Origin of the sequence: Pelomonas sp. Root1237 (assembly GCF_001425055.1) — a bacterium.
In the GTDB taxonomy this organism is placed as follows: domain Bacteria; phylum Pseudomonadota; class Gammaproteobacteria; order Burkholderiales; family Burkholderiaceae_C; genus Pelomonas.
Map to the genome: position 1 here is coordinate 1 of NZ_LMDK01000009.1, position 25,319 is coordinate 25,319.

Genomic DNA, 25,319 nt, shown 5'->3' on the forward strand with positions numbered 1-25,319 from the left:
GGTCGAGGTGGAAGGCTCGCCTCGGGACCCGCGCTTTGACGAGTAGCGGCATGGATGTGTGCGCGCAGGCGCTGCTGATCGCCGAGAAGATGGTCAACGACGGCCGCCTGAAGGCCGCCGTGGACAGCCGCTACGCCGGCTGGGACGCGCCTGCCGGCCAGGACATCCTCAGCGGCCGGCGTTCGCTGACCGAGCTCGCCGACCAGGTGCTCGCCGCCAACACCGACGTGGCGCCCGTCTCCGGCCGCCAGGAAGTCTTCGAGAATCTCGTCAACCGCTTTTGCGGCTGAACGCCTCGCTGGGCGTTGGAGAAACCCTTATCACTCGCCCAGCGCATCTTTCGCTGAGCAAATGACCGCCCCCCAAACACACACGGAGACATCATGCGTCGCACCACTTTTCTCGCACTGAGCGCTTTGTTGACGCTCGCACCCTGCGCACCGCTGCTGGCACAGGGCAAGGGCACCGTTGGCATCTCGATGCCGACCAAGGGCTCACAGCGCTGGATCGCCGACGGCGACAACATGGTCAAGAGCTTCAAGGCGCTCGGCTACCAGGTCGACCTGCAATATGCCGATGACGAGATCCCCAACCAACTCGCCCAGCTCGAGAACATGGTCACCAAGGGCGTCAAGGCCCTGGTCATCGCCTCCATCGACGGGTCCACGCTGTCCGGCGTGCTGCAGAAGGCCGCCGAGAAGGGCGTCAAGGTCGTCGCCTATGACCGCCTGATCCGCGGGTCCAAGAACGTCGACTACTACACCACCTTCGACAACTTCCAGGTCGGCGTGCTGCAGGCCGAGTCCATCGTCAACCGGCTCGGCCTGAAGCAGGGCAAGGGGCCCTTCAACCTGGAGGTGTTCGCGGGCTCGCCCGACGACAACAATTCGGGCTTCTTCTACGACGGCGCCATGAGCGTGCTCAAGCCCTACCTGGACAGCGGCAAGCTCGTCGTGCGCAGCAAGCAGCTGGGTGCGATGAAGGTCGGCATCCTGCGCTGGGACACCGCCACCGCCCAGGCGCGCATGGACAACCTGATGTCGGCCTTCTACGGCAAGGAGAAGCTGCATGCCGTCCTGTCCCCCGCGGACATCCTGTCGATCGGCATCATTTCTTCCTTGAAAGGCGTCGGCTACGGCAGCGCGAGCCAGCCCATGCCGGTCATCACCGGGCAGGACGCCGACTTGCCGTCGGTCAAGGCCATCCTGAGGGGTGACCAGGCTTCCACCGTCTTCAAGGACACCCGCCAGCTGGCCAAGGTCACGGCCGACCTCGTCGATGCGGTGCTCAGCGGCCGCGCGCCGCAGGTGAACGACACCAAGACCTACAACAACGGCACCAAGGTCGTGCCGTCCTATCTGCTCAAGCCTGTTGCAGTCGACGCCACGAACTGGAAGCCCGTGCTCGTGGACAGCGGCTATTACAAGGAAAGCCAGCTGAAATGAACCTGCCCCTCGCCCAACCTCGCGTCGCTGAACGCGAGCAAGTCTGGTCGGTCCCCCGCGGGGACGGCGATGCTTGCGGCGTCGAGCCGCAAGAACATCGCCAGTGCGGGCCGGCTAGGGAGCGGCCCGGCGCTCGTCCCGCTGTGTACTCAACGGGCAACTGAAATGGAAACCGCAGGCAATCAGCCGAGCGCGCTGCTGGAGATGCGCGGAATCGGCAAGAAGTTCCATGGCGTGGTCGCCCTGAAGCATGTCGACCTGGCCGTCCAGCGTGGGCAAATCCACGCCGTGGTCGGCGAGAACGGCGCCGGCAAGTCCACGCTGATGAAGATCCTCTCGGGTGTCTACCCGCACCCGGACTACGAAGGCGAGATCCGGTTCGGCGGCCAGCCGCAGCGCTTCTCCGGCATACGCCAGAGCGAAGCGCTCGGCATCGTCATCATCCACCAGGAGTTGGCGCTGATTCCGCAGCTCTCCATCGCCGAGAACCTCTTCCTCGGGCACGAGCGCGCCCAGCGCGGCGTGATCGACTGGACGCGCACGCACGAGCAGGCCGTCGAGCTGCTCCGCCAGGTCGGGCTTCAGGAGTCACCGAATACGCTGGTGGGGGACATCGGCGTCGGCAAGCAGCAGCTCGTGGAGATTGCCAAAGCGCTCGCGAAGGACGTGAAGCTGCTGATCCTCGACGAGCCCACAGCCAGCCTCAACGAGGATGACAGCGCCGCGCTGCTCGAATTGCTGAAACGGCTGCGCGGCCGCGGCGTCAGCTGTGTGCTGATCTCCCACAAGCTCAACGAGATCGCCGAAGTGGCCGACGCCGTCACGGTGCTCCGCGATGGCTCGACCATCACCACGATGGACTGCAGGGAGGCGCCGCCAGCGGAGGCGGCCATTGTTCGCGCCATGGTCGGGCGAGACATGCAGGACCGCTATCCCAAGCGGCAGTCCAACCCAGGTGAAGTCCTGTTCGAGCTGCGCGACTGGTGGGTCGAGCACCCGCTTCACGTGGGCCGCGAAGCCATCAAGGGCGTCAATCTGAATGTTCGCCGCGGCGAGATCGTCGGCATCGCCGGCCTGATGGGCGCGGGCCGGACCGAGCTCGCGATGAGCGTGTTCGGCCGCTCCTGGGGGCGCCGCATCCGCGGTTCCGCCTGGATGGGCGGGCAGCAGGTCGACGTCTCGACCGTCCGGCGGGCCATCAAGTCAGGGCTGGCCTATGTCACCGAGGACCGCAAGGCCCTGGGGCTGGTGCTGCAGGAAAGCATTGCCCGCAACACCAGCCTGTGCCGGCTGGAAGGCGTCTCTCGCTTCGGCGTCATCGACGAGGCGCAGGAGAGCACGGTGGCAAATGACTTCCGGCAGCGGCTGGCCACCCGCTGCGCCAACGTCCAGCAGGCCGTCGGCGACCTGTCCGGCGGCAACCAGCAGAAGGTGGTGCTGGCCAAGTGGCTGTTCACCGACCCCCAGCTGCTCATCCTCGACGAACCCACCCGCGGCATCGACGTCGGCGCCAAGTTCGAGATCTACAGCCTGATTGCGAGCCTGGCCGCCCAGGGTCGGGCAATCCTGATGATTTCGTCGGAGCTGCCCGAGCTGCTGGGCCTGTGCGACCGCCTTTACATGATGAACGAGGGCGAACTGGTGGCTGAAATGCCGGCTGCCGGCGCCACCCAGGAAACCGTCATGCACGCCCTCTTGGGCACCCATTGAAACCCATCCTCATGTCTTCCTCTTCCCTGCGCAATTTCCTGGCATCGCACCTGCGCGACTACGGCATGCTGCTGTCGCTGGTCTGCATCATGGGGTTCTTCCAGGTGCTCACCGACGGCACGCTGCTGCAGCCGTTGAACCTGACCAACCTGTTCCTCCAGAACAGCTACATCGTGGTCATGGCCCTCGGGATGCTGCTCGTGATCGTCGCGGGCCACATCGACCTGTCGGTCGGTTCCATCTGCGGCTTCATCGGTGCCCTGGCAGCCATTCTGATGGTCGAGCAGGGTTGGCCCGTGCTGCCGGCCGCAGCCGTGTGCCTGGTCGCCGGCGCCCTCATTGGCTGCCTGCAGGGGTGGTTCGTCGCCTACCTGAAGATCCCCTCGTTCATCGTCACCCTCGCGGGCATGCTGGTGTTCAAGGGGCTGGCGCTTGCCCTGCTCGGCGGCCAGTCCATCGGCCCCTTCCCGGAATCCTTCCAGCTACTCAGCAGCGGCTTCCTGCCCGACTGGCCGGCGGGCGAGGAGCGTCATCTCAGCTCCCTCGTCATCGGCTTCGGCCTGGTGGCATGGCTGGCCTGGCGGGAGCTGGCCACGCGCCGCAAGGCCGCAGCGCTCGGCGCGGCGTCCGAGCCGGCAGCGCTCTTCGGCCTGCGGCTGCTGACCCAGTCGGCCGCACTGGCCGGGGTGGTCTGGCTGCTGGCCTCGTACAAGGGCCTGCCCAATGTGCTGCTGCTGATGGGCATCCTGATCGCCGCCTACGTCTTTGTGACCCGCCGCACGACGCTCGGCCGGCGCATCTACGCCCTCGGCGGCAACGAACGTGCCGCCCGGCTGTCCGGCGTCCCCACCGAGAAGCTGACGTTGCTGTGCTTCGCCAACATGGGCGTCATGGCGGCACTCGCTGGCCTGGTTTTCGCGGCCCGCCTCAACACGGCCACGCCCAAGGCAGGCCTGGGCTTCGAGCTCGACGTGATCGCCGCCTGCTTCATCGGCGGGGCCTCGGCGTCAGGCGGCGTCGGCAAGGTGCTCGGCGCGGTGATCGGCGCCTTCATCATGGGGGTGATGAACAACGGCATGTCCATCCTCGGCGTGGGCATCGAATGGCAGCAGGTCATCAAGGGCGTCGTGCTGCTGGCTGCCGTGGTTTTCGACGTGTACAACCGCCGAAAAGGTGGGTGACGTCCCGGCCGCTGGTCGATGACCGGCGCCAGCTACCCTACCCCCGCGGTATCCGCTGCGGGCTGTGGCACACCGCAGCGGCGTGCCTCAGGCGGCGCCGGTTCCCTCGCCGACCCAGCGGCCCAGAGAGGCCAGCAGATGTGAGCACATGGCTGCAGCTGCCGCCTGCGGGTTGCGGGCTTCCAGCGCGTGATAGATCGCCTCGTGCTCCGCGAGTGCGACCTGCCAGGTGTGCGTGGACTCGGCCTGGCCACTCATGCGTGACGCGATGGGGCTGTGACGGCCGTCGAAGAGCGTTCCCACCACGCCGACCAGGACGGAGTTGCCAGCCATCTCGGCAATGCTCAGATGAAAGCGCCGGTCCGACTCGACAGGCTTGCGGCCACTGGCATGGTCCTCACGCATGGCGTTCAACGCGTCCTCGACGCGTTGCAAGGATGCCTTGCTCACCCGCGCTGCCGCGAGCGTGATGATCGCGCTCTCCAGCACGACACGCGCCTGCGCCAACTCGGCAGGGCTTTCGCCCAGCGATGAGGTTGCGACTTCGCCATTCATGGGCGGCGCGCTGACGTACACACCCGAACCGCCGCGGATCTCCACGCGGCCGTCGATCTCCAGCGCGATCAGCGCCTCGCGCAGCGACGGCCGCGAAACGCCGAGTTGCAGCGCCAATTCCCGCTCCGCTGGAAGCCGCCCCCCCGTGGAGATTCCCTCCGCGTCGATCAGCGCACGGATCTTGTCGGCGACCAGCTGATATTGCCGACGCACTTCGCCGACGCGGTGTTGGTTGGGCATTGGAACCAGCGCTCGTTGTTAATTGGACAGACCAAATGGTATCGCAATCAATCTCGCGCGCCGCACCGCTCATCGCCGACACCCAGTGAAACGATATTGGGGAATACACCGGTAAGACCAATCCAAGAGGATATGGCAAAGTGGCTTGACCAAATTGGTTTGACCAGCCATCGTGCCAAAAGCGACGAACCGAGCGCAATGACAGCGTTGCCAGCACGGAGGACGCTCGAAGCGCCAAGGCAGGAAGGCGGACCGTTGGACAGGGAAGAGCAAGCCGGGCCGCAGAGCCCCCGAGAGCAACCACCAGAGACAAGATGAACACGCACCGATCAAAACGGACGCCGACGAAGTGGTCGACTCCATCGTCGCCGAAGACATCGGCAAGCTGCCCGACAAGGCGATCGGTGAAATGCTGCAGCGGCTCGCTGACATGAGCGTCGATCGCACGATGTCCAGCGTCAGGTCGCTCAACGTCATCGTCGGCAGACGTTGAAGTCCCTTCCTTGCGAATGAGCATGAACAACAGCACCCCCACGTCCCGCCGCCGGTTCGTCACCTCGGCCGCGCTGCTGCCGATGCTCAGTGCCCTGCCCCACTGGGTGCAGGCCGGCGCGGCCGGCATCGGCGCTGATGCACTCAGCCTGTGGTACGACCAGCCCGCCGGCCCGTGGATCGAGGCCCTGCCGGTCGGCAACGGGCGCCTGGGCACGATGGTCTTCGGGCGCCCGGCCCAGGAGCGGCTGCAGTTCAACATCGACACGCTGCATGGCGGCGGGCCCTACGTCCAGGACAACCCGAAGTTTCGCGAGGCCCTGCCGCAAGTGCGCGCCCTCATCGACCAGGAACGCTGGAAGGAGGCCAACGAGCTCGTCTCCGAGGCGCTGATGGGCAAGCCCATCAAGCAGATGCCCTTCGGCGCCGCCGGCGACCTGCTGCTCGACTTCCCCGGCGTGAAGGCCGCAGCGCGCTATCGGCGCAGCCTGGATCTCGACAGCGCCATCGCCACCACCAGCTTCATCGACGGCAGCGGCCGCCACCGGCGCGAGACCTTCTGCAGCGTGCCGGACCAGGTGACGGTGATCCGGCTGGAGATCGAAGGCGACGGCACGATCGACCTGGACCTCGGCTATCGCCATCCCGACTACCAGCCCTATGGCGGCTTCGGCGACACCAAGTACGACAAGGATGGCGTCGTCTTCGTCGGCGCGCCGTGGGACCACCGTGAATCTCTCTTTGCAGAGAAGCGGCCCGGGTCGCTGGCCGTCCGCGCCGACGGCAGCGACGCGCTGCTGATCGAGGGCCGAAATGTGCAGGCCTTCGGCATCCCGGGCCAGCTGCGCTATGCGCTGCGCGTGCAGGCAGTGGGCGATGGCCGCATCGAGGCCAGCGGCGACCGGCTGCGCGTGCGCGGCGCGCGCCAGCTGACGCTACTTGTCTCCGGCGAGACCAGCTATGTGAACTGGCAGGACACCAGCGGCGACCCCGTGGCCGCCGTGCGGCAGCGCACCGCCGCTGCCGCGCGCAAGCCGTTCACCAAGCTGCGCGACGACCATCTCAAGGCCCACCGCGCCTTGTTCCGCCGCCTGCACATCGACCTCGGCGGCCACGAGGCCAATGCCCGCTCCACCGACGCCCGCATCAAGGGCGTGCCCCGGCAGCCCGACGCCGCGCTCGCCGCGATGTACGTCCAGTACGCGCGCTACCTGCTGCTGTCGTCCTCGCGCCCGGGCAGCCAGCCGGCCAACCTGCAGGGTGTGTGGAACGAAGTGCTGCACCCGCCCTGGGAAGGCAAGTACACGATCAACATCAACACCGAGATGAACTACTGGCCCGCCGGGCCGGCGAACCTGGGCGAGTGTGTCGAGCCGCTGCTGAAGATGGTGGAGGACCTCGCCGTCACCGGCGCGCGCACGGCCCGCAACAGCTACGGCGCGCGCGGCTGGGTCGCGCACCACAACACCGACCTCTGGCGCGCCACCGCGCCCATCGATGGCCCGCTGTGGGGCATGTGGCCCACGGGCGGCGCGTGGCTGTGCACGACGCTGTGGCAGCACTACCAGTACAACCCGAGCCCGGCCGTGCTGCGCCGGCTCGTGCCGCTGTTCAAGGGCGCCTCGCTGTTCTTCCTCGACACGCTGGTCGAAGACCCCAAGGGCCGCGGCCTCGTCACGTCGCCCTCGCAGTCGCCGGAGAACAACCACCATACCGACATCGCACTGTGCGCCGGGCCGGCAATGGACCGCCAGATCCTGCGCGACCTGTTCGACGCGGCCATTGCGGCACAGGCACAGCTTGGCGAGGACGACCCGGCATTCACTGCTGCCGTCCGCAAGGCGCGAACCCGCCTGCCGGCTGATCGCATCGGCGCGCAGGGCCAACTGCAGGAATGGCTGGAGGACTGGGATGCGTCGGCCACCGACCAACAGCACCGCCATGTCTCGCACCTGTACGCCGTCTACCCCAGCGAGCAAATCAACGTGCGCGACACACCCGCGCTGGCCCAGGCCGCGCGCAAGACGCTGAACACCCGCGGCGACGAAAGCACCGGCTGGGCCACCGCCTGGCGGCTGGCGCTGTGGACGCGCCTGGGCGACGGCGAGCGGGCCTACAAGGTCCTGCAAGGACTGCTGGGGCCGGCTCGCACCTATCCCAACATGTTCGACGCGCATCCGCCCTTCCAGATCGACGGCAACTTCGGCGGGGCTGCTGCCATCCTGGAGATGATCGTGCAGTCCTGGGGCGGCGAGGTGCATCTGCTGGCCGCCCTGCCCAAGGCCTGGCCAGCAGGCGCCTTGCACGGCGTGCGTGCGCATGGCGCCCTGACGCTGGACGTGGACTGGAAGGAGGGGCGACTCAGCCGCCTGCAGCTGCGTGGACCGGCGCTCGCCAAGGTCGCGCTGCGCTACCGCGGCCAGCACCTCGAACTCCGCCTGAACAGCCAAGGCCGCGCCCGCGTGGGCGCGGCCGACTTCGAACACCCCGAGGTCGAGCCCAAGCACTGAGCCGGCCTCTCCATAACGCTCGTGACCGGAGGAGACAACCGGCCGAGCACCTTCACCAGAAAGGTAGAACCATGAGACTGAAGTTGGGAACCCTGATGCTCGCCTTGGGAGCCGTTGCCGGCTCGCCAGCCCTGGCACAGACATGCACACCGACGGCCATCACGCCCTATGTCAAGGTCAACGGCACGTGGACCCAGACGGCGTCGGCCACCATCAAGACCGGCGCCTCGGCCATCCTCGGCCCACAGCCGACATCCGGCGGCATGTGGAGCTGGAGCGGCTGCGGCACCGCCGGTGCGTCGCGAGAGCAGACCATCCAGCCGCCCGCGGCCTGCACGGCCACCGCCACCTACACCAACAGCTGTGGCGCCAAGACCCAGCAGGCTTTCTCCATCAAGGTCGGCACCTGGGCGAGCGCGAAGTTCGGCGGCGGCGGCTACGTCAGCGGCCTCGTCTTCCACCCGACCACCGCCAACCTGCTGTACGCGCGCACCGACGTCGGCGGCGCCTACCGCTGGAACCAGGGCACGTCGTCCTGGGTGCCCATCACCGACGGCCTGGGTTTCGGTGCAGCCGAGGCCCGGTACCACGGCGTCGAAAGCATGGCCGTCGATCCGAACAACGACCAGCTCGTCTACATGGCCACCGGCATGTACGTGTCTGAAGGCAACGGCCGCCTGTACATGTCCAGTAACCGCGGCGACACCTGGACCTCCGCCGCCCTGCCCTTCCCGCTGGGTGGCAACAACCCCGGCCGGGCCATCGGCGAACGCCTGATGGTCGATCCCAACAAGCCTTCGACGCTGTTCTACGGCTCGCGCACGGCCGGCCTGTGGAAGAGCACCGACTCGGGCCTCACCTGGGCGCAGGTCACGTCGTTGTCGACCCTCAAGATGACCGCGGACCAGATCAACGCCAACGGCGGCACGGCCATGGGCGTCGAGACGGTCGTCTACGACACCAGCACCAAGGGCAGCGGCTCGGCCACGCAGACGATCTACGCGGCCGTCGCCCCGGACTACGCCAATGCAGCGGGCCTGGGCTCAAGCCTGTACAAGTCGACCAATGGCGGCGCCTCCTGGACGCCGGTCACTGTCCCGGTCGCCGGTTACCACATCCCGCACATGGCACGCGCTACGGACGGCATGTTCTACATCGCCTTCACCAAGGACGCCGGGCCAGGCGCCGGCGGCCCAGGCCGGTTCTACAAGTTCGACGGCAGCAACTGGACCCTGCTCAAGAGCGTCGACCCGATCGGCGGAACCAACTTCGGCTTTGGCGGCGTGTCGGTCTACGGCAGCGGCGCGACCACCCGCATCGCACTGGGCGTGACCAACTCCTGGGGCAACTGGAGCGGCCAGCAGATCGTGCAGCTGTCCGACGACGCCGGCAGGACCTGGCGCGAGATCGAAGCGGTGACGCCGGGCGAGGTCACTGCGGGCTGGGTCGACGATGTCGAGATCGATCCGTCCAACCGTGATCACATCCTGCATGTCTCCGGCGGCGGCATCGTCGAGACGCGCAACGCCTCCTCGGCCACGCCCACCTGGGGCAGCACGATCAACGGCATCGAGGAGACCGCCGTCCTGAGCCTGGCCACGCCACCGGCCGGCGCAACGTACGCGGTCGTCAACAGTTCGGGCGACGTCGGCACCTGGTTGCACACCAACCTCGCGACCAAGCCGACGCTGACGCCGGGCACCGGCTGGAGCAATGGCTTCGCCGCCGACATGGCGTGGTCCGACCCACAATACGTGGCCACCATCGGCTACAGCCACGAAAACGGCACCGGCTTCGGCTTCTGGTCCGGCGACGGCGGCAAGACCTGGACGAAGTTCGCCACCAACGCGCCCGGTGTCGCGACCAACACGAACCAGGAAGCAAGCATCGCGGTCACCGCTCGCAACAAGGCGGTCTGGGCACCCGGCAACTCGGTGCCGTCGTACACCACGGACAACGGTGCCACCTGGGTCCCGACCAACCTGCCGGCGATCAACGACATCTACAGCCGCGGCTACCACCTGGCCGCAGATCGCAAGAACCCGAACAAGGTCTATGCCTACGATTCCGGCGGCAATTGGTGGGGCACGCCGGGCAAGGTTTACGTCTCGACGGACGGAGGCCGCACGTTCACGCTGAGCCAGGGTTCGGTGAACGCGGGACTGGCCCCGAACTACTTCGCGAACACCTCGCTGGCGGTCAACCCCAACGTCGAGGGCGAGCTCTGGCTGGCCGACGGCAACACGGTGTACCGCTCGACAGATTCGGGCGCGACCTGGGCCAAGCTCAGCAACTTCGCGTCGATCTTCAATGGCAACCAATGGGCCCAGGTGCAGGGCGCCAGCGTCATCGCGCTGGGCAAGGCCAAAGCCGGCGCGCCGTACTCGGCCGCGGTCTACGTCGTGGGCGTGATCAACGGCGTGTGGGGCGTGCATCGCTCTGAAGACGCCGGCGCCACCTGGACGCGCTTCAACGACGACGCCCACCAGTTCGGTGGCATCGGCGTGATCGCGGCCGACCAGAACATCTACGGACGGATCTACTTCAGCGGCACCGGCCGGGGCATGCTTTACAGCAACTGAAGCCATGGCTCGGCAGGCTCGCATCCATCTCCAGGCTGGGGCCTGCCGCCCCTATCCCTCACTGTCGTGGAGTCGTGCCCTGGCCCTGGGCCGGCTTCCCACAACGTTCGCATCCGGCGGAGACGACCGGTCGAGCACTTTCATTCTGAAAGGTAGAACATGAGAACTTTGATACCCGCACTGCTGCTCGCCTTCGGGGCGAGCGCGGCCCCGCTAGCGCTGGCGCAGAGCTGCGGCAGCGGCGGCGGCGCCACCGTCTGCCTGACGGCCACCGGCACAGCCAACAACGTCCAGCTGGGTTGGACCGTCAGCGGCACCGTCACGTCGCTGGAGATCTTCCGCGACACCGACGCCGACCCCAACGGCCGCACCCGCATCGCCGTGCCGGGCGCCAGCGCCAGGAGCTACACCGACGCCGCGGGCAACATCGGCACGCGCTACTGGTACTGGGTCAAGTTCACGACCAACGCCGGCAGCTACAACTCCGGCTCGGCCAACGCCACGCTTGGCGCCGCCTGCAAGCCGACGGCCATCACGCCCTACATCAACGCCAACGGCGCGTGGACGCAAACGGCATCGGCCACCATCAAGACCGGCGCGTCGGCCATCCTAGGCCCGCAGCCGACATCCGGCGGCATGTGGAGCTGGAGCGGCTGCGGCACCGCCGGTGCGGCGCGCGAGCAGACCATCCAGCCGCCTGCGGCCTGCACGGCCACCGCCACTTACACCAATAGCTAGCGCGAAATGGGGCGGTGGCGGCTACGTCACCGGCCTGGTCTTCCACCCGACCACCGCCAACCTGCTGTACGCACGCACCGACATCGGTGGCGCCTACCGCTGGAACCARCCGACKTCGTCCTGGSTGCCCATCACCGACGGCCTGGGCTTCGGTGCGGCCGAGGCCAGTTTCCACGGCGTCGAGAGCATCGCTGTCGATCCGAACAACGACCAGCGCGTCTACATGGGCGCCGGCATGTACACGTCCGGGGGCAACGGCCGCCTGTATATCTCCAGCAACCGCGGTGACCAGTGGACCTATGTCGCCCTGCCCTTCCCGCTGGGCGGCAACAACCCCGGCCGGGCCATCGGCGAGCGCCTGATGGTCGACCCCAACAAGCCATCGACGCTGTTCTACGGCTCGCGCACGGCCGGCCTGTGGAAGAGCGCCGACTCCGGCCTCACCTGGGCGCAAGTCACGTCGCTGTCCAGCGCCAAGCTGACCCAGGACCAGGTCAATGCCTTGGGCGGCGGCAGCGCAATGGGCGTCGAGACGGTCGTCTACGACACCGGCACCAAGGGCAGCGGCACGGCCACGCAGACGATCTACGTGCCCATCGCGCCGGACTATGTCCAGACCGCAGGCCTGGCCTCGAACCTGTACAAGTCGACCAACGGCGGCGCCTCGTGGACCCCGGTCACGGTGCCGATCTCCGGCTATCACATTCCGCACATGGTGCGTGCCGCGGACGGCATGTTCTACGTGGTCTTCACCAGGGATGCCGGTCCCGGCTCCGCGGGTCCTGCCCGTCTGTACAAGTTCGACGGCAGCAACTGGACCTTGCTCAGGAGCGACGACTCGGTCGGCTACGGCGGCGTGTCCGTCTCCGGCACGGGTGCTACCACGCGCATTGCGCTGGGCGTGACCAACACCTGGGGCAACTTCCCCGGCCAGCGAATCCTCCAGCTGTCCGACGATGCCGGCCGGAACTGGCGCGAGATCGAAGCGATGACGCCGGGCGAGGTCTCCTGGGGCTGGATCGACGATGTGGAGATCGATCCCTTCGACCGCAATCACATCCTGCACGTCGCCGGCGGCGTCATGCAGACAAGCAACGCCTCCTCGGCCACGCCAACCTGGGCCATGACGGTCGACGGCCTTGAGGAGACCGCCGTGCTGGGCCTGGCCACGCCGCCGGCCGGCGCCACCTACACCGTGATCAACAGTTCGGGCGACGTCGGCGCCTGGGTGCACACCAACCTCACGACCAAGCCGACGCTGACGCCGGCCACCGACTGGAGCAACAGCTTCGCCGCCGACATGGCGTGGTCGGACCCGCAGTACATGGCCACCATCGGCGTCGTGCTGGGCAACAACACCGCCTACGGCATGTGGTCCGGCGACGGCGGCAAGACCTGGGCGAAGTTCGCCACSTACGCACCGGGCGCGGCGCAAAACACGGGCGGGGAAGCGAGCATCGCCATCACCGSGCGCAACAARGCRGTCTGGGCACCCGGCTACTCGGTGCCGTCCTACACCACGGACAACGGYGCCACCTGGGTGCCGACCAATCTGCCCGCGATCAACAGCGTCTTCCCCCGCGCCTACCACCTGGTTGCCGATCGCAAGAACCCGAACAAGGTCTATGCCTACGATTCCGGTGGCCACTGGTGGGGCACGCCGGGCAAGGTCTACACGTCGACCGATGGCGGCCACACGTTCACGCTGAGCCAGGGCTCGGTGAACGCCGGGCTGGCGCCNCGGTGGCCACTGGTGGGGCACGCCGGGCAAGGTCTACACGTCGACCGATGGCGGCCACACGTTCACGCTGAGCCAGGGCTCGGTGAACGCCGGGCTGGCGCCRAACTACTTCGGCARCACCTCGCTGGCGGTCAACCCCAACGTCGAGGGCGACCTCTGGCTGACCGACGGCAACACGGTGTACCGCTCGACCGATTCGGGCGCGACCTGGACCAAGCTCAGCCAATTCGCGTCGATCTTCACCGGCAACCAGTGGGCTGATGTGCAGGGCGCCAGCGCAATCGCGCTGGGCAAGGCCAAAGCCGGCGCGCCGTACTCGGCCGCGGTCTACGTCGTGGGCGTGATCAACGGCGTGTGGGGCGTGCATCGCTCCGACGACGCCGGCGCCACCTGGACGCGCTTCAACGACGACGCGAACCAGTTCGGCGGCATTGGCGTCATGGCGGCCGATCAAGGCATCTACGGCCGCATCTACATCAGTGGTACCGGCCGAGGAATGCTGTTCAGCAACTGAACCCCGCGCCCTTCCTCATTCCGCATCGCTCATGAACAAGACGAACTCGACAGCCACCACCTCGCTCGATGAACCGGCCCGCCGCAGCTTCGTGCGCACCGTCGCAGGCGCCGGGCTGGCCGCCATGGCCGGCGGGTCGGCGACGGCTGCCACCGCCCTGTCCGCCAACACCGCCGCCGCCGGCGCCACCGAGCCCGGCCTGCCCTTCCACGCCTGGGCCCCCACGCCGCCCATGGGCTGGAACAGCTGGGACGCCTTCGGCGCCAGCGTCACCGAAGCCGAGTACCTGGACAACGCGCGCATCCTTGCCGAGCGCTTCCTGCCCTTCGGCTACGACACCGCCACCGTCGACATCCAGTGGTACGAGGCGGGCGTCACGTCGGGCTGGTACCGGGACTTCGCGCCGCTGGTGCTGGACGGCAACGGCCGCCCGCAGCCCGCGCCCAACCGTTTCCCCAGCGCCGCCGGTGGCCGCGGCTTCGCGCCGCTCGCTGCCCAGGTGCACGCCATGGGCCTGCGCTTCGGCGTGCACATCATGCGGGGCATTCCGCGCCAGGCGGTCGGGCTGGAGCTGCCCATCGCCGGCAGCAAGTACCGCTGCAACGAAGTCGCCGATTCCCACTCCACCTGCGCCTGGAACACCGACATGTGCGGTGTCAAGCCCGAGCATCCCGGCGCCTTCGAGTGGTACCGCGCCTGGTTTGCCCAACTGGCCGAGTGGGGCGTGGACTTCGTCAAGGTCGACGACATCGCTGCGCCCAACTATCACGCCAAGGAAGTGGAGCTGATCCGCCGCGCCATCGACGCCACCGGTCGGCCCATGGTGCTGAGCCTGTCGCCCGGCCCGGCGCACCTGGATCAGTCGGCCCACCTGCAGGCCCACGCCAACCAATGGCGGGTCTGCAACGACTTCTGGGACACCTGGCCACAGCTGCGCGACAACCTCGTGAACCTCGTGAAGTGGGCGCCGCACGCCCGCGGGGGCGCCTGGCCCGATGCCGACATGCTGCCGGTCGGCAAGATCGGCCTGCGCAACTACGACGAGGGAGGCCGCGGCGAACGCGACACCCGCTTCACGCGCGACGAGCAGCTGCTGATGCTCACCGCCTGGACCTGCGCGCGCAGCCCGCTGATCCTGGGCAACGACCTGCGCCGCCTCGACGACTGGACGCTGCGCCTGGTCACCAACCCCGAGGTGCTGGCACTCCTGCGCGTGCCCGGGGCACGTGAGTGGCACTCGGTGGCACAAGGCCACCGCTTCGTCTGCAACGGCCCGCAGGGCACCTGGGCGGCATGGCTGAACACCGGCGACGCGCCGTGGCCGGTGCCTCTGCCTGCATGGCTGCCCGACGCCAGCCGCGACTGCTGGGCACGTGCGGTCCTGCCCGCAGGCACCCGCGTGCTAACCGTGCCGCCGCACGGTGCACGCTTGGTGCGTTGCGCCTGATAGGTATCGCTGACCCCGATCATGAAACTGAAAAAGACTCTGGTTGCCTGCACGCTGGCCCTGGCCGCACTCAACCCCGCCTTCGCCCAGAGCGCCGAAGGCCATCCCGACTGGCCCGGGGCCGGCCAGCTGTTCGCGGGCGTGAATTACCAGCCCGTGGACCGCACGCTGGAGCAGGTCAAGCGCGACGTTGCGCTGATGAAGCAATCTGGCTTCAAGGTCGTCCGCATGGGCGACCTGGCCTGGGACTACTTCGAACCCGAGGAAGGCAAGTTTGACTTCAAGCATTTCGACGCCGTGATGGCCGAGGTGCGCGCCGCCGGCATCAAGGTCATCCTCGACATCCCGGGGCTGCCGGCGCCGATGTGGCTGCACCACAAATACCCCGGCGTCGACATCACCAACCAGGCCGGCACCCGCCTGGCGCCGGCCGAGCGCTACATGGACAACATCGGCGACCCGGACTACCGGCGCCTGGCCACGCGCATGGCCGACAGGCTCATCAAGCGCTACGCCAAGCATCCGGCCCTGCTGGCCGTGGGCTATGACAACGAGATCGGCAACGGCTACATCTCCTATTCCGAGGCTGACCGCAAGCGCTTCGTCGAATGGCTGAAGAAGCGCTACGGCAGCATCGACGCGCTGAACAAGGCCTGGGCCACGCAGCGCTGGTCGCGTCGCATCGGCAAGTGGGAAGAAGTGCGGCTGCCCTATGCCGACGGTCCCGGCCCGGCCGAGCGTTATCTGGACCTGCGCCGTTTCTGGTCCGACCTGACCATTGCCGTTCTCGACGACCGGGAGGCCGTGCGCCGCAAGCACACACCCGACAAGCCTACGCTGTCGAACTACTGGAGCTGGTCGGGCCGCAAGGGCTTCGACTACCACGGCAGCTATCGCCAGCACACCACCTATGGCGCCATGGGCTTCTATGCCGGCGAACCGATCTACGGCGGATGGCAGGCTGCCCTCATCAGGGCGGGCATGACGACGCCGACCTGGTTCAACGAGTTCACCGCCGGCGGCCCAGGCTCCTACGGCAGCAAGGGCTGGTCGCGCATGTGGGCCCACTTCGTGCTGCTGATGGGCGGCCAGGCCGCGCTGGCCTGGACCTACAACAGCCATCTCGGCGGCGAGGAGCAGGCGCTGATGGGCTTGATCGACCATGACGACCGCCCCTCGTGGAAGCTGGCCGAATGGGCCCGCATCGCCAGCGACTACGCCAAGCTGGAGAAACTTGGCTTCCCGCGCCGCGTCGAGCCCAAGGTGGCCATCGCCTACTCCTTCGACAACGTCGCGGCCCACAGTGCCAATGGCGCGGCCAACAGCTCCCGCGACTACCTGAAGACGTCCTATCAGAAGCAGGCCCTCGGTGCCTTCGAGCCGCTGCTGAAGGACAACATCGACGTCGCGGCCATCAAGCTCTCCTACGAAGACCTGAGCCGCTACCGCCTCATCATCCTGCCCGGCATGTACCTGCTGGACAAAGCCTCCACCGAGGCGGTGCGCAAGTTCGTCACCGACGGCGGCACCGTGATCATGACGGCGCAGTCGGCCAAGGTGAACGAGCACAACCAGTGGCACGGGACGCCGTTGCCCGGCGGCCTGACCGACGTCTTCGGCCTGCGCACCAACGAGTACTACAGCGTCGCCGGCACGCTGAAGATTGGCGACGAGGAGGTCAAGGGCACGATTGAGCATTACGAGGTGCTGGAGCCCTCCACCGCCGACGTGCTGAGCCGCTTCAGCAACCTGGACGGCAGGCCGCCGGCGATCACTGTCAACAAGTTCGGCAAGGGCCGCGCGATCTACCTCGCCACACCGGCGCAGCCCCAGATCATGCGGCCGCTGCTGCGCTCGCTCTACGCGAGCCTGGGCATCGAGCCGGGTCCGAAGACGCCCGACGGCGTGTTCGCACGCGAGGTCGAAGGACGCGTGCTGTACGTCAACGCCAACTGGCAACCGATGGAGGTGCCGATCGCCGGCGCGATGAAGGGGGTGCTCGGTGACCAGCGCTGGGAAGGAAGCCTGAAGCTGGCGCCGCTCGGCGTGGAGCTGCTGGAACCTCTGAACTGAAGGATGACAGGCACTTCGCCCAGTTGTTGCACCGACTGAACGTCGGCAAGGCCAGTCGCTCCCCTCGGGGACGGCCCGCAACATCCCGGTTCGTGCGCCGCCGGATGCCGTGCAAGCGGAATTGATATTTGAGATGAAGCCCCGAAAGACGAGAACAACGCGATGAGAACGATAGCCCTCCCCCTGCTGCTCTCCCTGCTGGCTGCCACCGCGCACGCCGAGGTGCGCCTGGCCCAAGTGTTCAGCGACCACATGGTGCTGCAGCGCGACCGACCGCTGAACGTGTGGGGTCAGGCCACACCGGGCCAGACGCTGAGCATCGACCTCGGTGGCCGCAGCGGCACGGCCCGCGCAGGCGCCGACGGCCGCTGGCGCGTCCAGCTGGCCCCGTTACCGGCCGGCGGCCCGCACCGCCTCGTCGTCACGGGCGACAAGACCGCGGTGCTGAACGACGTGCTGGTCGGCGATGTCTGGCTGCTCGGCGGCCAATCGAACATGGAGTGGCCGCTGGCGCAGACCGACACCGGCCCGCAGGAAGTGGCCTCGCCGCAGAACGCACAGCTGCGCCACCTGCGCGTGCCGCTGCGCGCCAGCGTGCAACCCGAAGCCGACATCGCGCCCGCGCCCTGGGTCGTCGCGGAGCCCGGCCGCGTGGCCGAGTTCAGCGCCGTCGGCTACCACTTCGCGCGCCAGATGCAGGCCGTGCAAGGCGTGCCCATCGGCCTGATCAACACCGCCTGGGGCGGCTCCATGCTGGAGACCTGGATGAGTCGCGACGCGGCGCTGCGCGACCCTGACCTCGCACCCGCGGTGCGCGCCTTGCCGGCTGACAACGCTGCCTTCACCGCGGCGCTGGGCCGGCGCATGCTGCCCCGCATCGCCGCCTGGCAGAAGGGTCTGCCGGTGGAGGGTGCGGACGCCTCGGGCTGGTCCGCCGCTGCCGACATCGACGCCGACTGGCCCACGCTGCAGGCGCCCGGCAACTGGGAAGGCCAGGGCCTGGCCGACGTCGACGGCGTCGTCTGGATGCGCAAGCGCATCGAGCTGAAAGCCGCCCAGGCCGCGGGAGCCGCGGAGCTGCACCTGGCCAAGGTGGACGACTGCGACGAGGTCTGGGTCAACGGCCAGAAGGTCGGCGGCCAGTGCGGCTGGGAGCAGGCACGCCACTACACGCTGCCGGCCGGCCTGCTGCGCGCGGGCGCCAACTGGATCGCCGTGCGGGTGACCGACAACGGCGGCGGCGGCGGCATCGATGGCGACGCTGCCAATCTGCGCCTGGACACGGCGGCCGGCACCGTGTCGCTCGCCGGCCCCTGGCGGGCACGCGTCGAGAAGCTCGTGGTGGCCGGCGGCCCGGTGGCGAACAACGCCCCGGCCCTGGGCCACAACGGCCTCGTCGCACCGCTGCAGGGCCTGTCCGTGCGCGGCGTGCTCTGGTACCAGGGCGAGGAAAACTCCGGGCGCGCGGCGGCCTATGCCGACGGCTTCAAGCGCCTCATCCAGGACTGGCGCGGCGAATTTGGCGATGCCAAGCTGCCTTTCTTCTTCGTGCAACTGGCATCGTGGCGGCCCATGGCCGAGAACCGGCCCGACGGTAACGGCTGGGCCGAACTGCGCGCCAGCCAGGCCGCAGCTCTGGCCCTGCCTCACACCGGCATGGCCACGGCCATCGACGTGGGCGATGCGGTCGACATCCACCCCCGCAACAAGCGCACGGTGGGCCAGCGCCTGGCCGCGCTGGCGATGCACGAGCTGGGCCTGCGCACCGCGCCGGCCACAGGCCCGCGCCTAACCAGCCACGAGTCAAAGGGCGGCGAATTCGAGCTGCGCTTCGACAACACGGTCGGTGGCCTACGAACTGCGCGCACCGGTGAGCCGCTGCGCGGCTTCTACGTCGCCGGTGCTGACCGCCGCTGGATGCCTGCCGAAGCCCGCTTCGACGGCGACCGCATCGTGCTGCGCAGCGCCGCTGTGCCGTCGCCTGTCGCCGCGCGCTATGCCTGGGTCAACAACGCCAGCGAAGCCAATGTGGTCGGCGGTGACGGCCTGCCCCTGCCGCCGCTGCGCACCGACGACTGGCCGCTGGAGTCGGCTGGCCGGCGCTACGGGCGCTGAGCCCGACGCCTTTCGCCGCGCTCCCGAACGACGCTCTTCCCATCTCCTCCAAAGCAACCTTCGCATGCACCACCTCATCCGACGCGCCGCTCGTACCGTCGCACTGCTCTGCTTCATCGCCACCACGCCCGCCCATGCCGACGGGACGCTGAAGCTGGAGGCTCCCAAGCCCAATGTGGCGCCGACTCCGCCGATGGGCTGGAACTCGTGGAACAAGTTCGCCTGCAACGTCAGCGAAAAGCTGATCCGCGAACAGGCCGATGCCATGGTCGCCTCGGGCATGAAGGACGCCGGCTATCAATACCTCGTCATCGACGACTGCTGGCAGAAAAGCCGCGACGCCGACGGCAACATCCAAGCCGATCCGGAGCGCTTCCCGTCCGGCATGAAGGCACTCGCCGACTACGTGCATGCCAAGGGTCTGAAGTTCGGCCTGTATTCCGACGCTGGCTCTCTGACCTGCGAAGGCCGCCCCGGCAGCGCCGGCCACGAGTTCCAGGACGCGCGCCAGTACGCCAAATGGGGCGTCGACTACCTGAAGTACGACTGGTGCAACACCGGCACCCGCAACGCCGAGGCGGCCTACACCATCATTGCCAAGGCCCTGCGCGCGTCCGGCCGCGACATCGTGTTGTCCATCTGCGAATGGGGCACCGACCATCCCGAGCGCTGGGGCCCGACGGTGGGCCACCTGTGGCGCACCACCCACGACATCTACGACGGTTGGGAAAGCACGAAGGACAAGGGGAATGGCATGACCAACGTCCTGGACATGCAGGCCGCGCGCGGGGGCGTGTCAGCGCCAAATGCCTGGAACGACCCCGACATGCTGGAAGTGGGCAACGGCGGCATGACGACCACCGAGTACGAGTCGCACTTCTCGCTGTGGGCCATGCTGGCCGCGCCGCTGATCGCTGGCAACGACCTGTCGAAGATGGACGCCGACACGGTGCGCATCCTCACCAACAAGGACGTCATCGCCGTCGACCAGGATCCACTGGGCCTGCAAGGCCGCCGCGCGCTGAAGGAAGGCGACCTCGAGGTCTGGGTGCGTCCGCTGGCGGGCGGTGAGCACGCGGTGGTGCTGTTCAACCGCGGCAAGACGCCGGCCGACATGAAGCTGAACTGGGACCTCCTCGGCCTGCCCGCCAACCAGAAGGCCGACGTGAAGGACCTGTGGAGCAAGAAGGTCACGAAGGGCGTGAGCGGCAGCTACGGCGGCAAGGTTGCACCGCATGGCGTGATCATGGTGCGCATCAAGGCCGCGCCGTGACGGGACCGGCGAACACCAGCCATCCAACGCGGATGACCGAGAGGGACGCGCCATGAGGCTGATGACCCTGCTGCTCACTCTGGCGGTTCTGGCCTGCGGCGCGCAGGCCGATGCGCTGACCGTGAAGGACGCCAAGTCGCTGGAGACGGCCCTGCAGCGGGCGCGGACGGACAAGCGCATCCACCGCATCGAGCTGGCTGCTGGCAACTACCAGCTGTCGGCGCCCATCGTCATCGACGAGGCGCTGTCGGGCACGGCAGACGAGCCCTTCGTGCTTGCTGCGGCGCCTGGTGCCCGGCCCGTGCTGAGCGGCGCGATGTCGCTGCCGGCACTGCGCTGGGAGGCCTGGAAGGACGGCATCTGGCGAGCCCGGCTGGCCGACGCTTCGTTTCAACGCCTGTGGTTGGGGCAGCACGCGCTCGTGCGCGCCCGCTACCCCAATCTCGACCGGGCCCACACCGGCTTCGGCGGCGCCGCGGATGCCGCCTCGCCCGAGCGCGTCGCACGCTGGCGTGACCCGCAAGGTGCCGTGCTTCACGCGTTGCACGGCTACGGTTGGGGCGGCCTGCAGATCCCCATCCTCGGCAAGAAGCCCGACGGCAGCCTGGACTACGGCCCGCAACTGGCCAACAACCGAGTCATGCCGCCGAGCGACAAGGATCGCTATGTCGAGAACGTGCTGGAGGAACTGGACGCGCCAGGCGAATGGTTCCATGACCGCCGCGAGGGCTGGCTCTACTTCAAGCCGCTGGCCGGCACGCAGCCGCCGGCACGGGGCTTTCGCGGCAGCACACAAGAAGCGCTGATCCGCATCGAGGGCCGCACGTCACAGGTGCAGCACGTGCAGGTTCGCAATCTCGTGTTCCGGGAAACGGAACCCACCTTCCTGAAGGCCACCGAGCCGCTGCTGCGCTCGGACTGGAAGTTCTATCGCGTCGGCGCCGTGACCATCGAGAACGCGGGCGACGTTCGCGTCGAGGGTTCCGAGTTCGTCGACCTCGGCGGCCATGCCGTCGTCGTCAGCGGCCGCGCACAGCGCGTGACCATCTCGGCCAACCACATCCACGACATCGGCGGCACGGCCGTGGCCTTCGTCGGCAGGCCAGAGGCGGTGCGGTCACCGCTGTTCGAATACCACGAGCAGTTGGAGGTCGCGGCCATCGACCGCACGCCGGGCCCGAAGTCGGACGCCTATCCCAAGGACTCCGAGGCGAGCGACAACCTCATCCACGACATCGGCCAGATCGACCGCCAGGCCACCGGCGTGCAGATCGCGATGGCGGCGCGCATCGCGGTCGATCACAACAGCATCTACCGGATGCCACGCGCCGGCATCAACATCGGCGACGGCAACTGGGGTGGCCACCGCCTCACCCACAACGACGTCTTCGACACCGTGCGCCTGACCGGCGACCACGGCAGCTTCAACAGCTGGGGCCGTGACCGCTTCTGGCACCCCGACCGCGCCGAGATGGACCGCCGCGCCGCAGCCCACCCCGAGCTGGCACTGCTGGATGCCGTCGAGCCCATCGTCATGCGGCGCAACCGCTGGCGTTGCGACCATGGCTGGGACGTCGACCTGGACGACGGCGCCTCCAACTACGTCATCGAAGAGAACCTGATGCTGGCCGGCGGCCTCAAGCTGCGCGAGGGCTTCCAGCGCATCGTGCGCAACAACATCCTCGTGAACAGCAGCTTCCACCCGCACGTGTGGTTCGACAATGGCGGCGACGTGTTCGAGTCCAACGTCGTCATGGGGGCGCATCAACCGGTGGAGATCAAGCGCTGGGGGCGCAGCGTGAACCGCAACTTCTTCGTCACCGAAGCGGACCTGCGCGCTGCCCAGGCGCGCGGCACCGACGCCGACTCCGTGGCTGGCGACCCGCGCTTTGCCGCACCGGCCCAAGGCGACTACACGGTCACCAACGCGGCGCTCGCCGCGCGCGTCGGCTTCGTCAACTTCCCCATGGACGACTTCGGCGTGCGCCCGGCGAGGCTGAAGGCGCTGGCGAAGCAGCCCGCATTCCCGGTGACCCAGCAGCTCAGCCAGGCCGCGCCACCGCAAGCCGTGCAACAGCTGTACGGGCTGAGCCTCAAGCCGGTCGAGACCCTGGGCGAGCAGTCGGCCGCTGGCCTGGGTGACAAGGCCGGCCTCATCGTGCTGAGCGTGGAGGCAGGCAGCCCAGGCGATGCGGCCGGCTTCAAGCCGCGTGACGTCATCGTCGGTGCGGAGAAGGCGGGCGCCATCGCCGATGTGGCGGCGCTGCGGGTCCTGCTGGCCGACGGGACAGACCTCGTCATCGTCCGCAACCAGGCCCGTATCCGCCTGCGCTGGCCCAGCCCCGCAAAACCATAAAAATTGAACACGCCCGTCATCAGGCAGGGAGAAAAAAGATGAACCAACAATCTCCGCAGCGGGCATCCGCGCTGGAAATCAACGGCCTGGTGAAGCGATTCGGCGGCCAGCCCGCCGTGGACCAGCTCAGCCTCAGCATCCCGCAGGGCGAGTTCCATGCGCTGCTCGGCCCCAACGGCGCCGGCAAGACGACCACGCTGCGCATGGTGGCCGGGCTGTTGCGGCCCGATGGGGGCAGCGTGCATATCCTGGGCCACGATGTCGCGCTCGAGCCCATCGAAGCCAAACGCAGGCTGGCCTTCCTGCCCGACGACCCGCTGCTGTACGGCAAGCTGCGCCCGCTGGAATACCTGGAGTTCGTGGCTGGCCTGTGGGGCATCGAGCCCGACGTGGCCGCGCCGCGCGCGGAGGAACTGCTGCGCTGGCTGGACCTGTGGACTCACACCGGCGAGATCACCGAAGGCTTCTCACGTGGCATGCGCCAGAAGCTGGCGCTGGCCGGCGCGCTCATTCACGACCCGCAGTTGCTGATCCTGGACGAGCCGCTCACCGGGCTGGACGCGGCGGCGGCGCGCCAGGTGAAGGACCTGCTGGTCGAGCGAGTCAGGCAGGGTCACACGGTCATCCTCACCACGCACATCCTGGAGATCGCCGAGCGGCTGGCGCAGCGCATCAGCATCATCCATCGCGGCCGCATCACCGCCCAGGGCACGCTGGACGAACTGCGCGCCCGTGCGGCGACCGGCGGCGGGCCGGGCGGGACGCTGGAAGACGTGTTCCTGCAGCTCACGAGCGCGGCATGACGGCGCTGCTGGCGTTGCGCCCGGGCTCCGTGCCGTGGCTTCTCCGTCACGAGCTCCGGCTGGGCTGGCGCGGCATGGGCAAGCGGATGGCCCGTGGGCTGCTGGGGTTCGCCGTCGCGCTGAGCGTGGCGCTGCACGTCGGCGCCTACTTCGTTCTGCGCATGTGGCCACCCGGCAGCGAGCAGCTTGTGCTGACCATGTTGATCTGCGCAGCGGCCTGGATCGCCATCAGCCTGATGCTTGCGCAGGCCATCCTGCAGTCCGTTGAGGCGCTGTTCGACCGCGGTGACCTCGACCTGCTGCTGTCGTCACCGGTGGCGACACACACTGTTTTCATGGTGCGCGGCCTGGGCATCGTCGCCAACGTCGGTGGGCTGTTCCTGTTCCTGCTGGCGCCGTTCGCGCACGTGGGCCTGTTCCTCGGGCACCCGCAGCTGCTCGGCATCTACCCGGCGGTGCCGGCACTGGCGCTGGCGACCACCGCACTGGGCCTGGCACTCACGCTGGCGCTGGTCCGTGTGCTCGGCGCCCGCCGGGCCCGCATCGTGGCGCAGGTGCTGGGCACGCTGATGGGCGGGGCGTTGGCCGTGCTGTCGCAGCTGCCCAACGTGATCAGCGCTGCCGATCTGCAGCAACTGCTTGCCCGGTTGATCCGCTGGGCCGAGCCAGGCGGTCCGCTGGCGCCGGACAGTCCAGTCTGGTTTCCGGGCCGCGCGCTGGTCGGCGCACCGCTGCCGCTGCTGACGGTCGCGCTGGTCGGCGTCGTCGGCTTTGGGCTCGTCATCGGTCTGGCCCACCATCGTTTCCTGGCGGGCACGCAGGAGTCCGTCACCGGCAGCGCCAGGCGTATCGCGGCGGCGCCGCAGCGCGGCAGCGTCCGGTTCAAGGGCGGGCTGTGGCGCAGCGTGCTGGTCAAGGAGTGGCGCCTCATCGCACGCGACCCGCAGCTCATCGCCCAGACGCTGCTGCAGCTGCTGTACCTGCTGCCTGTGGTGCTGCTCGCACTGCGCGGCGCGGGGCTGACCGTGCTGGCGTCTGTGGCGGTGATGCTGGCATCGTCACTGGCGAGCAGTCTGGCCTGGATCACCGTCGCGGCCGAGGATGCGCCTGACCTGCTGGGCAGCGCACCGGTTCCACCGTCGCTGCTGCGCTGGCCGAAGGTGCTGGCCGCGCTGGTGCCAGTGTGGTTGGTGGTGTCGCCGCTGCTGCTGGTCTTGCCGACGCACGGCCTCTGGCTGACGCTGACGTTTCTTTTCTGCCTCGCCGGCGGCACGGTCTCGGCCGGTGTGATGCAGGTGTGGTACCCCATCCAGGGCAAGCGCAAGGATCTGATGCGGCGCGCGAAGGGCAAAGGACCGGTCGGCATGATCGAAATACTCACAGGCATGGCGTGGGCGGGCACGGCGTACTGCCTGAATGAGGTACCGCGCTACTCGCCCTTGCCCTTGCTGACCGCCTTGCTCGGCTGCAGCGTGGTGTGGTGGATGGGCCGTTCACGCCGGGCAGAGATGGCATAAAAGAGAGTCGGGCCGTTGCCGGCCCAT

At 68.2% G+C, this 25,319-nt stretch carries 16 protein-coding genes; 15 read left to right on the forward strand and 1 reads right to left on the reverse strand.

Annotated features, from left to right (window positions below):
• The first annotated feature begins 50 nt into the window (after nucleotides 1-50).
• The 4 genes from ASC91_RS07645 to mmsB all read left to right on the forward strand — a co-directional run bounded on the left by ASC91_RS07645 (nucleotide 51) and on the right by mmsB (nucleotide 4,336).
• Entirely contained in the window at nucleotides 51-290 is a 240-nt protein-coding gene (locus tag ASC91_RS07645) for a hypothetical protein (protein ID WP_056194678.1), read from the forward strand.
• Nucleotides 291-383: 93 nt separating this feature from the next.
• Complete coding sequence (gene chvE / locus ASC91_RS07650; protein ID WP_056194679.1) at nucleotides 384-1,445, forward strand: multiple monosaccharide ABC transporter substrate-binding protein; 1,062 nt, start codon at nucleotides 384-386, stop codon at nucleotides 1,443-1,445.
• Between the two features lie 165 nt (nucleotides 1,446-1,610).
• Nucleotides 1,611-3,155 carry a multiple monosaccharide ABC transporter ATP-binding protein gene (gene mmsA, locus ASC91_RS07655; protein WP_056194681.1) on the forward strand — a complete coding sequence of 515 codons (1,545 nt, stop codon included), beginning with the start codon at nucleotides 1,611-1,613 and terminating at the stop codon, nucleotides 3,153-3,155.
• A gap of 11 nt (nucleotides 3,156-3,166) precedes the next feature.
• Entirely contained in the window at nucleotides 3,167-4,336 is a 1,170-nt protein-coding gene (gene mmsB, locus ASC91_RS07660) for a multiple monosaccharide ABC transporter permease (RefSeq protein WP_082532513.1), read from the forward strand.
• 87 nt (nucleotides 4,337-4,423) lie between these two features.
• Here the strand turns inward: mmsB and ASC91_RS07665 are convergent, their stop codons facing one another.
• Nucleotides 4,424-5,131, reverse strand: coding sequence for a FadR/GntR family transcriptional regulator (locus tag ASC91_RS07665; RefSeq protein WP_056194687.1), 708 nt, complete (start codon nucleotides 5,129-5,131; stop codon nucleotides 4,424-4,426).
• A gap of 349 nt (nucleotides 5,132-5,480) precedes the next feature.
• On the opposite strand from ASC91_RS07665, the gene ASC91_RS29305 reads away from it, so the two are divergent.
• From ASC91_RS29305 to ASC91_RS07725, 11 genes are all read left to right on the forward strand, one after another.
• Nucleotides 5,481-5,624, forward strand: coding sequence for a hypothetical protein (locus ASC91_RS29305; RefSeq protein WP_157281291.1), 144 nt, complete (start codon nucleotides 5,481-5,483; stop codon nucleotides 5,622-5,624).
• 22 nt (nucleotides 5,625-5,646) lie between these two features.
• Nucleotides 5,647-8,133 (forward strand): glycoside hydrolase N-terminal domain-containing protein, encoded by a 2,487-nt coding sequence (locus ASC91_RS07670; protein ID WP_200955243.1) that lies wholly within the window; start codon nucleotides 5,647-5,649, stop codon nucleotides 8,131-8,133.
• A gap of 71 nt (nucleotides 8,134-8,204) precedes the next feature.
• On the forward strand, nucleotides 8,205-10,715 hold the full coding sequence (locus tag ASC91_RS07675) for a sialidase family protein (RefSeq protein ID WP_235531899.1): 2,511 nt from the start codon (nucleotides 8,205-8,207) through the stop codon (nucleotides 10,713-10,715).
• A 159-nt stretch (nucleotides 10,716-10,874) separates the two neighbouring features.
• Nucleotides 10,875-11,453 carry a hypothetical protein gene (locus ASC91_RS07680; RefSeq protein WP_157281294.1) on the forward strand — a complete coding sequence of 193 codons (579 nt, stop codon included), beginning with the start codon at nucleotides 10,875-10,877 and terminating at the stop codon, nucleotides 11,451-11,453.
• Between the two features lie 2,286 nt (nucleotides 11,454-13,739).
• Entirely contained in the window at nucleotides 13,740-15,155 is a 1,416-nt protein-coding gene (locus ASC91_RS07695) for a glycoside hydrolase family 27 protein (RefSeq protein WP_200955246.1), read from the forward strand.
• Between the two features lie 21 nt (nucleotides 15,156-15,176).
• Complete coding sequence (locus ASC91_RS07700) at nucleotides 15,177-17,228, forward strand: beta-galactosidase (RefSeq protein ID WP_056194697.1); 2,052 nt, start codon at nucleotides 15,177-15,179, stop codon at nucleotides 17,226-17,228.
• A 162-nt stretch (nucleotides 17,229-17,390) separates the two neighbouring features.
• On the forward strand, nucleotides 17,391-19,343 hold the full coding sequence (locus ASC91_RS07705; protein ID WP_056194700.1) for a sialate O-acetylesterase: 1,953 nt from the start codon (nucleotides 17,391-17,393) through the stop codon (nucleotides 19,341-19,343).
• Between the two features lie 64 nt (nucleotides 19,344-19,407).
• Complete coding sequence (locus tag ASC91_RS07710) at nucleotides 19,408-20,616, forward strand: glycoside hydrolase family 27 protein (protein ID WP_056194703.1); 1,209 nt, start codon at nucleotides 19,408-19,410, stop codon at nucleotides 20,614-20,616.
• 52 nt (nucleotides 20,617-20,668) lie between these two features.
• Complete coding sequence (locus ASC91_RS07715; RefSeq protein ID WP_056194706.1) at nucleotides 20,669-22,972, forward strand: PDZ domain-containing protein; 2,304 nt, start codon at nucleotides 20,669-20,671, stop codon at nucleotides 22,970-22,972.
• Nucleotides 22,973-23,010: 38 nt separating this feature from the next.
• Complete coding sequence (locus ASC91_RS07720; protein WP_056194708.1) at nucleotides 23,011-23,775, forward strand: ABC transporter ATP-binding protein; 765 nt, start codon at nucleotides 23,011-23,013, stop codon at nucleotides 23,773-23,775.
• On the forward strand, nucleotides 23,772-25,292 hold the full coding sequence (locus ASC91_RS07725; RefSeq protein WP_056194711.1) for a hypothetical protein: 1,521 nt from the start codon (nucleotides 23,772-23,774) through the stop codon (nucleotides 25,290-25,292). Before ASC91_RS07720 ends, ASC91_RS07725 begins: the two co-directional genes overlap by 4 nt.
• The last annotated feature ends 27 nt before the right edge of the window (nucleotides 25,293-25,319 follow it).

What these genes read in the sequence shown, in the direction of transcription:
- ASC91_RS07670 (WP_200955243.1), top strand. Translation starts at nt 5,647, where the DNA reads ATGAACAACAGCACCCCCACGTCCCGCCGCCGGTTCGTCACCTCGGCC.
- ASC91_RS07665 (WP_056194687.1), bottom strand. Translation starts at nt 5,131, where the DNA reads ATGCCCAACCAACACCGCGTCGGCGAAGTGCGTCGGCAATATCAGCTG.
- ASC91_RS07680 (WP_157281294.1), top strand. Translation starts at nt 10,875, where the DNA reads ATGAGAACTTTGATACCCGCACTGCTGCTCGCCTTCGGGGCGAGCGCG.
- ASC91_RS07700 (WP_056194697.1), top strand. Translation starts at nt 15,177, where the DNA reads ATGAAACTGAAAAAGACTCTGGTTGCCTGCACGCTGGCCCTGGCCGCA.
- ASC91_RS07705 (WP_056194700.1), top strand. Translation starts at nt 17,391, where the DNA reads ATGAGAACGATAGCCCTCCCCCTGCTGCTCTCCCTGCTGGCTGCCACC.
- chvE (WP_056194679.1), top strand. Translation starts at nt 384, where the DNA reads ATGCGTCGCACCACTTTTCTCGCACTGAGCGCTTTGTTGACGCTCGCA.
- ASC91_RS07675 (WP_235531899.1), top strand. Translation starts at nt 8,205, where the DNA reads ATGAGACTGAAGTTGGGAACCCTGATGCTCGCCTTGGGAGCCGTTGCC.
- mmsB (WP_082532513.1), top strand. Translation starts at nt 3,167, where the DNA reads ATGTCTTCCTCTTCCCTGCGCAATTTCCTGGCATCGCACCTGCGCGAC.
- ASC91_RS07695 (WP_200955246.1), top strand. Translation starts at nt 13,740, where the DNA reads ATGAACAAGACGAACTCGACAGCCACCACCTCGCTCGATGAACCGGCC.
- ASC91_RS07715 (WP_056194706.1), top strand. Translation starts at nt 20,669, where the DNA reads ATGAGGCTGATGACCCTGCTGCTCACTCTGGCGGTTCTGGCCTGCGGC.
- ASC91_RS07720 (WP_056194708.1), top strand. Translation starts at nt 23,011, where the DNA reads ATGAACCAACAATCTCCGCAGCGGGCATCCGCGCTGGAAATCAACGGC.
- ASC91_RS07645 (WP_056194678.1), top strand. Translation starts at nt 51, where the DNA reads ATGGATGTGTGCGCGCAGGCGCTGCTGATCGCCGAGAAGATGGTCAAC.
- ASC91_RS07710 (WP_056194703.1), top strand. Translation starts at nt 19,408, where the DNA reads ATGCACCACCTCATCCGACGCGCCGCTCGTACCGTCGCACTGCTCTGC.
- ASC91_RS07725 (WP_056194711.1), top strand. Translation starts at nt 23,772, where the DNA reads ATGACGGCGCTGCTGGCGTTGCGCCCGGGCTCCGTGCCGTGGCTTCTC.
- mmsA (WP_056194681.1), top strand. Translation starts at nt 1,611, where the DNA reads ATGGAAACCGCAGGCAATCAGCCGAGCGCGCTGCTGGAGATGCGCGGA.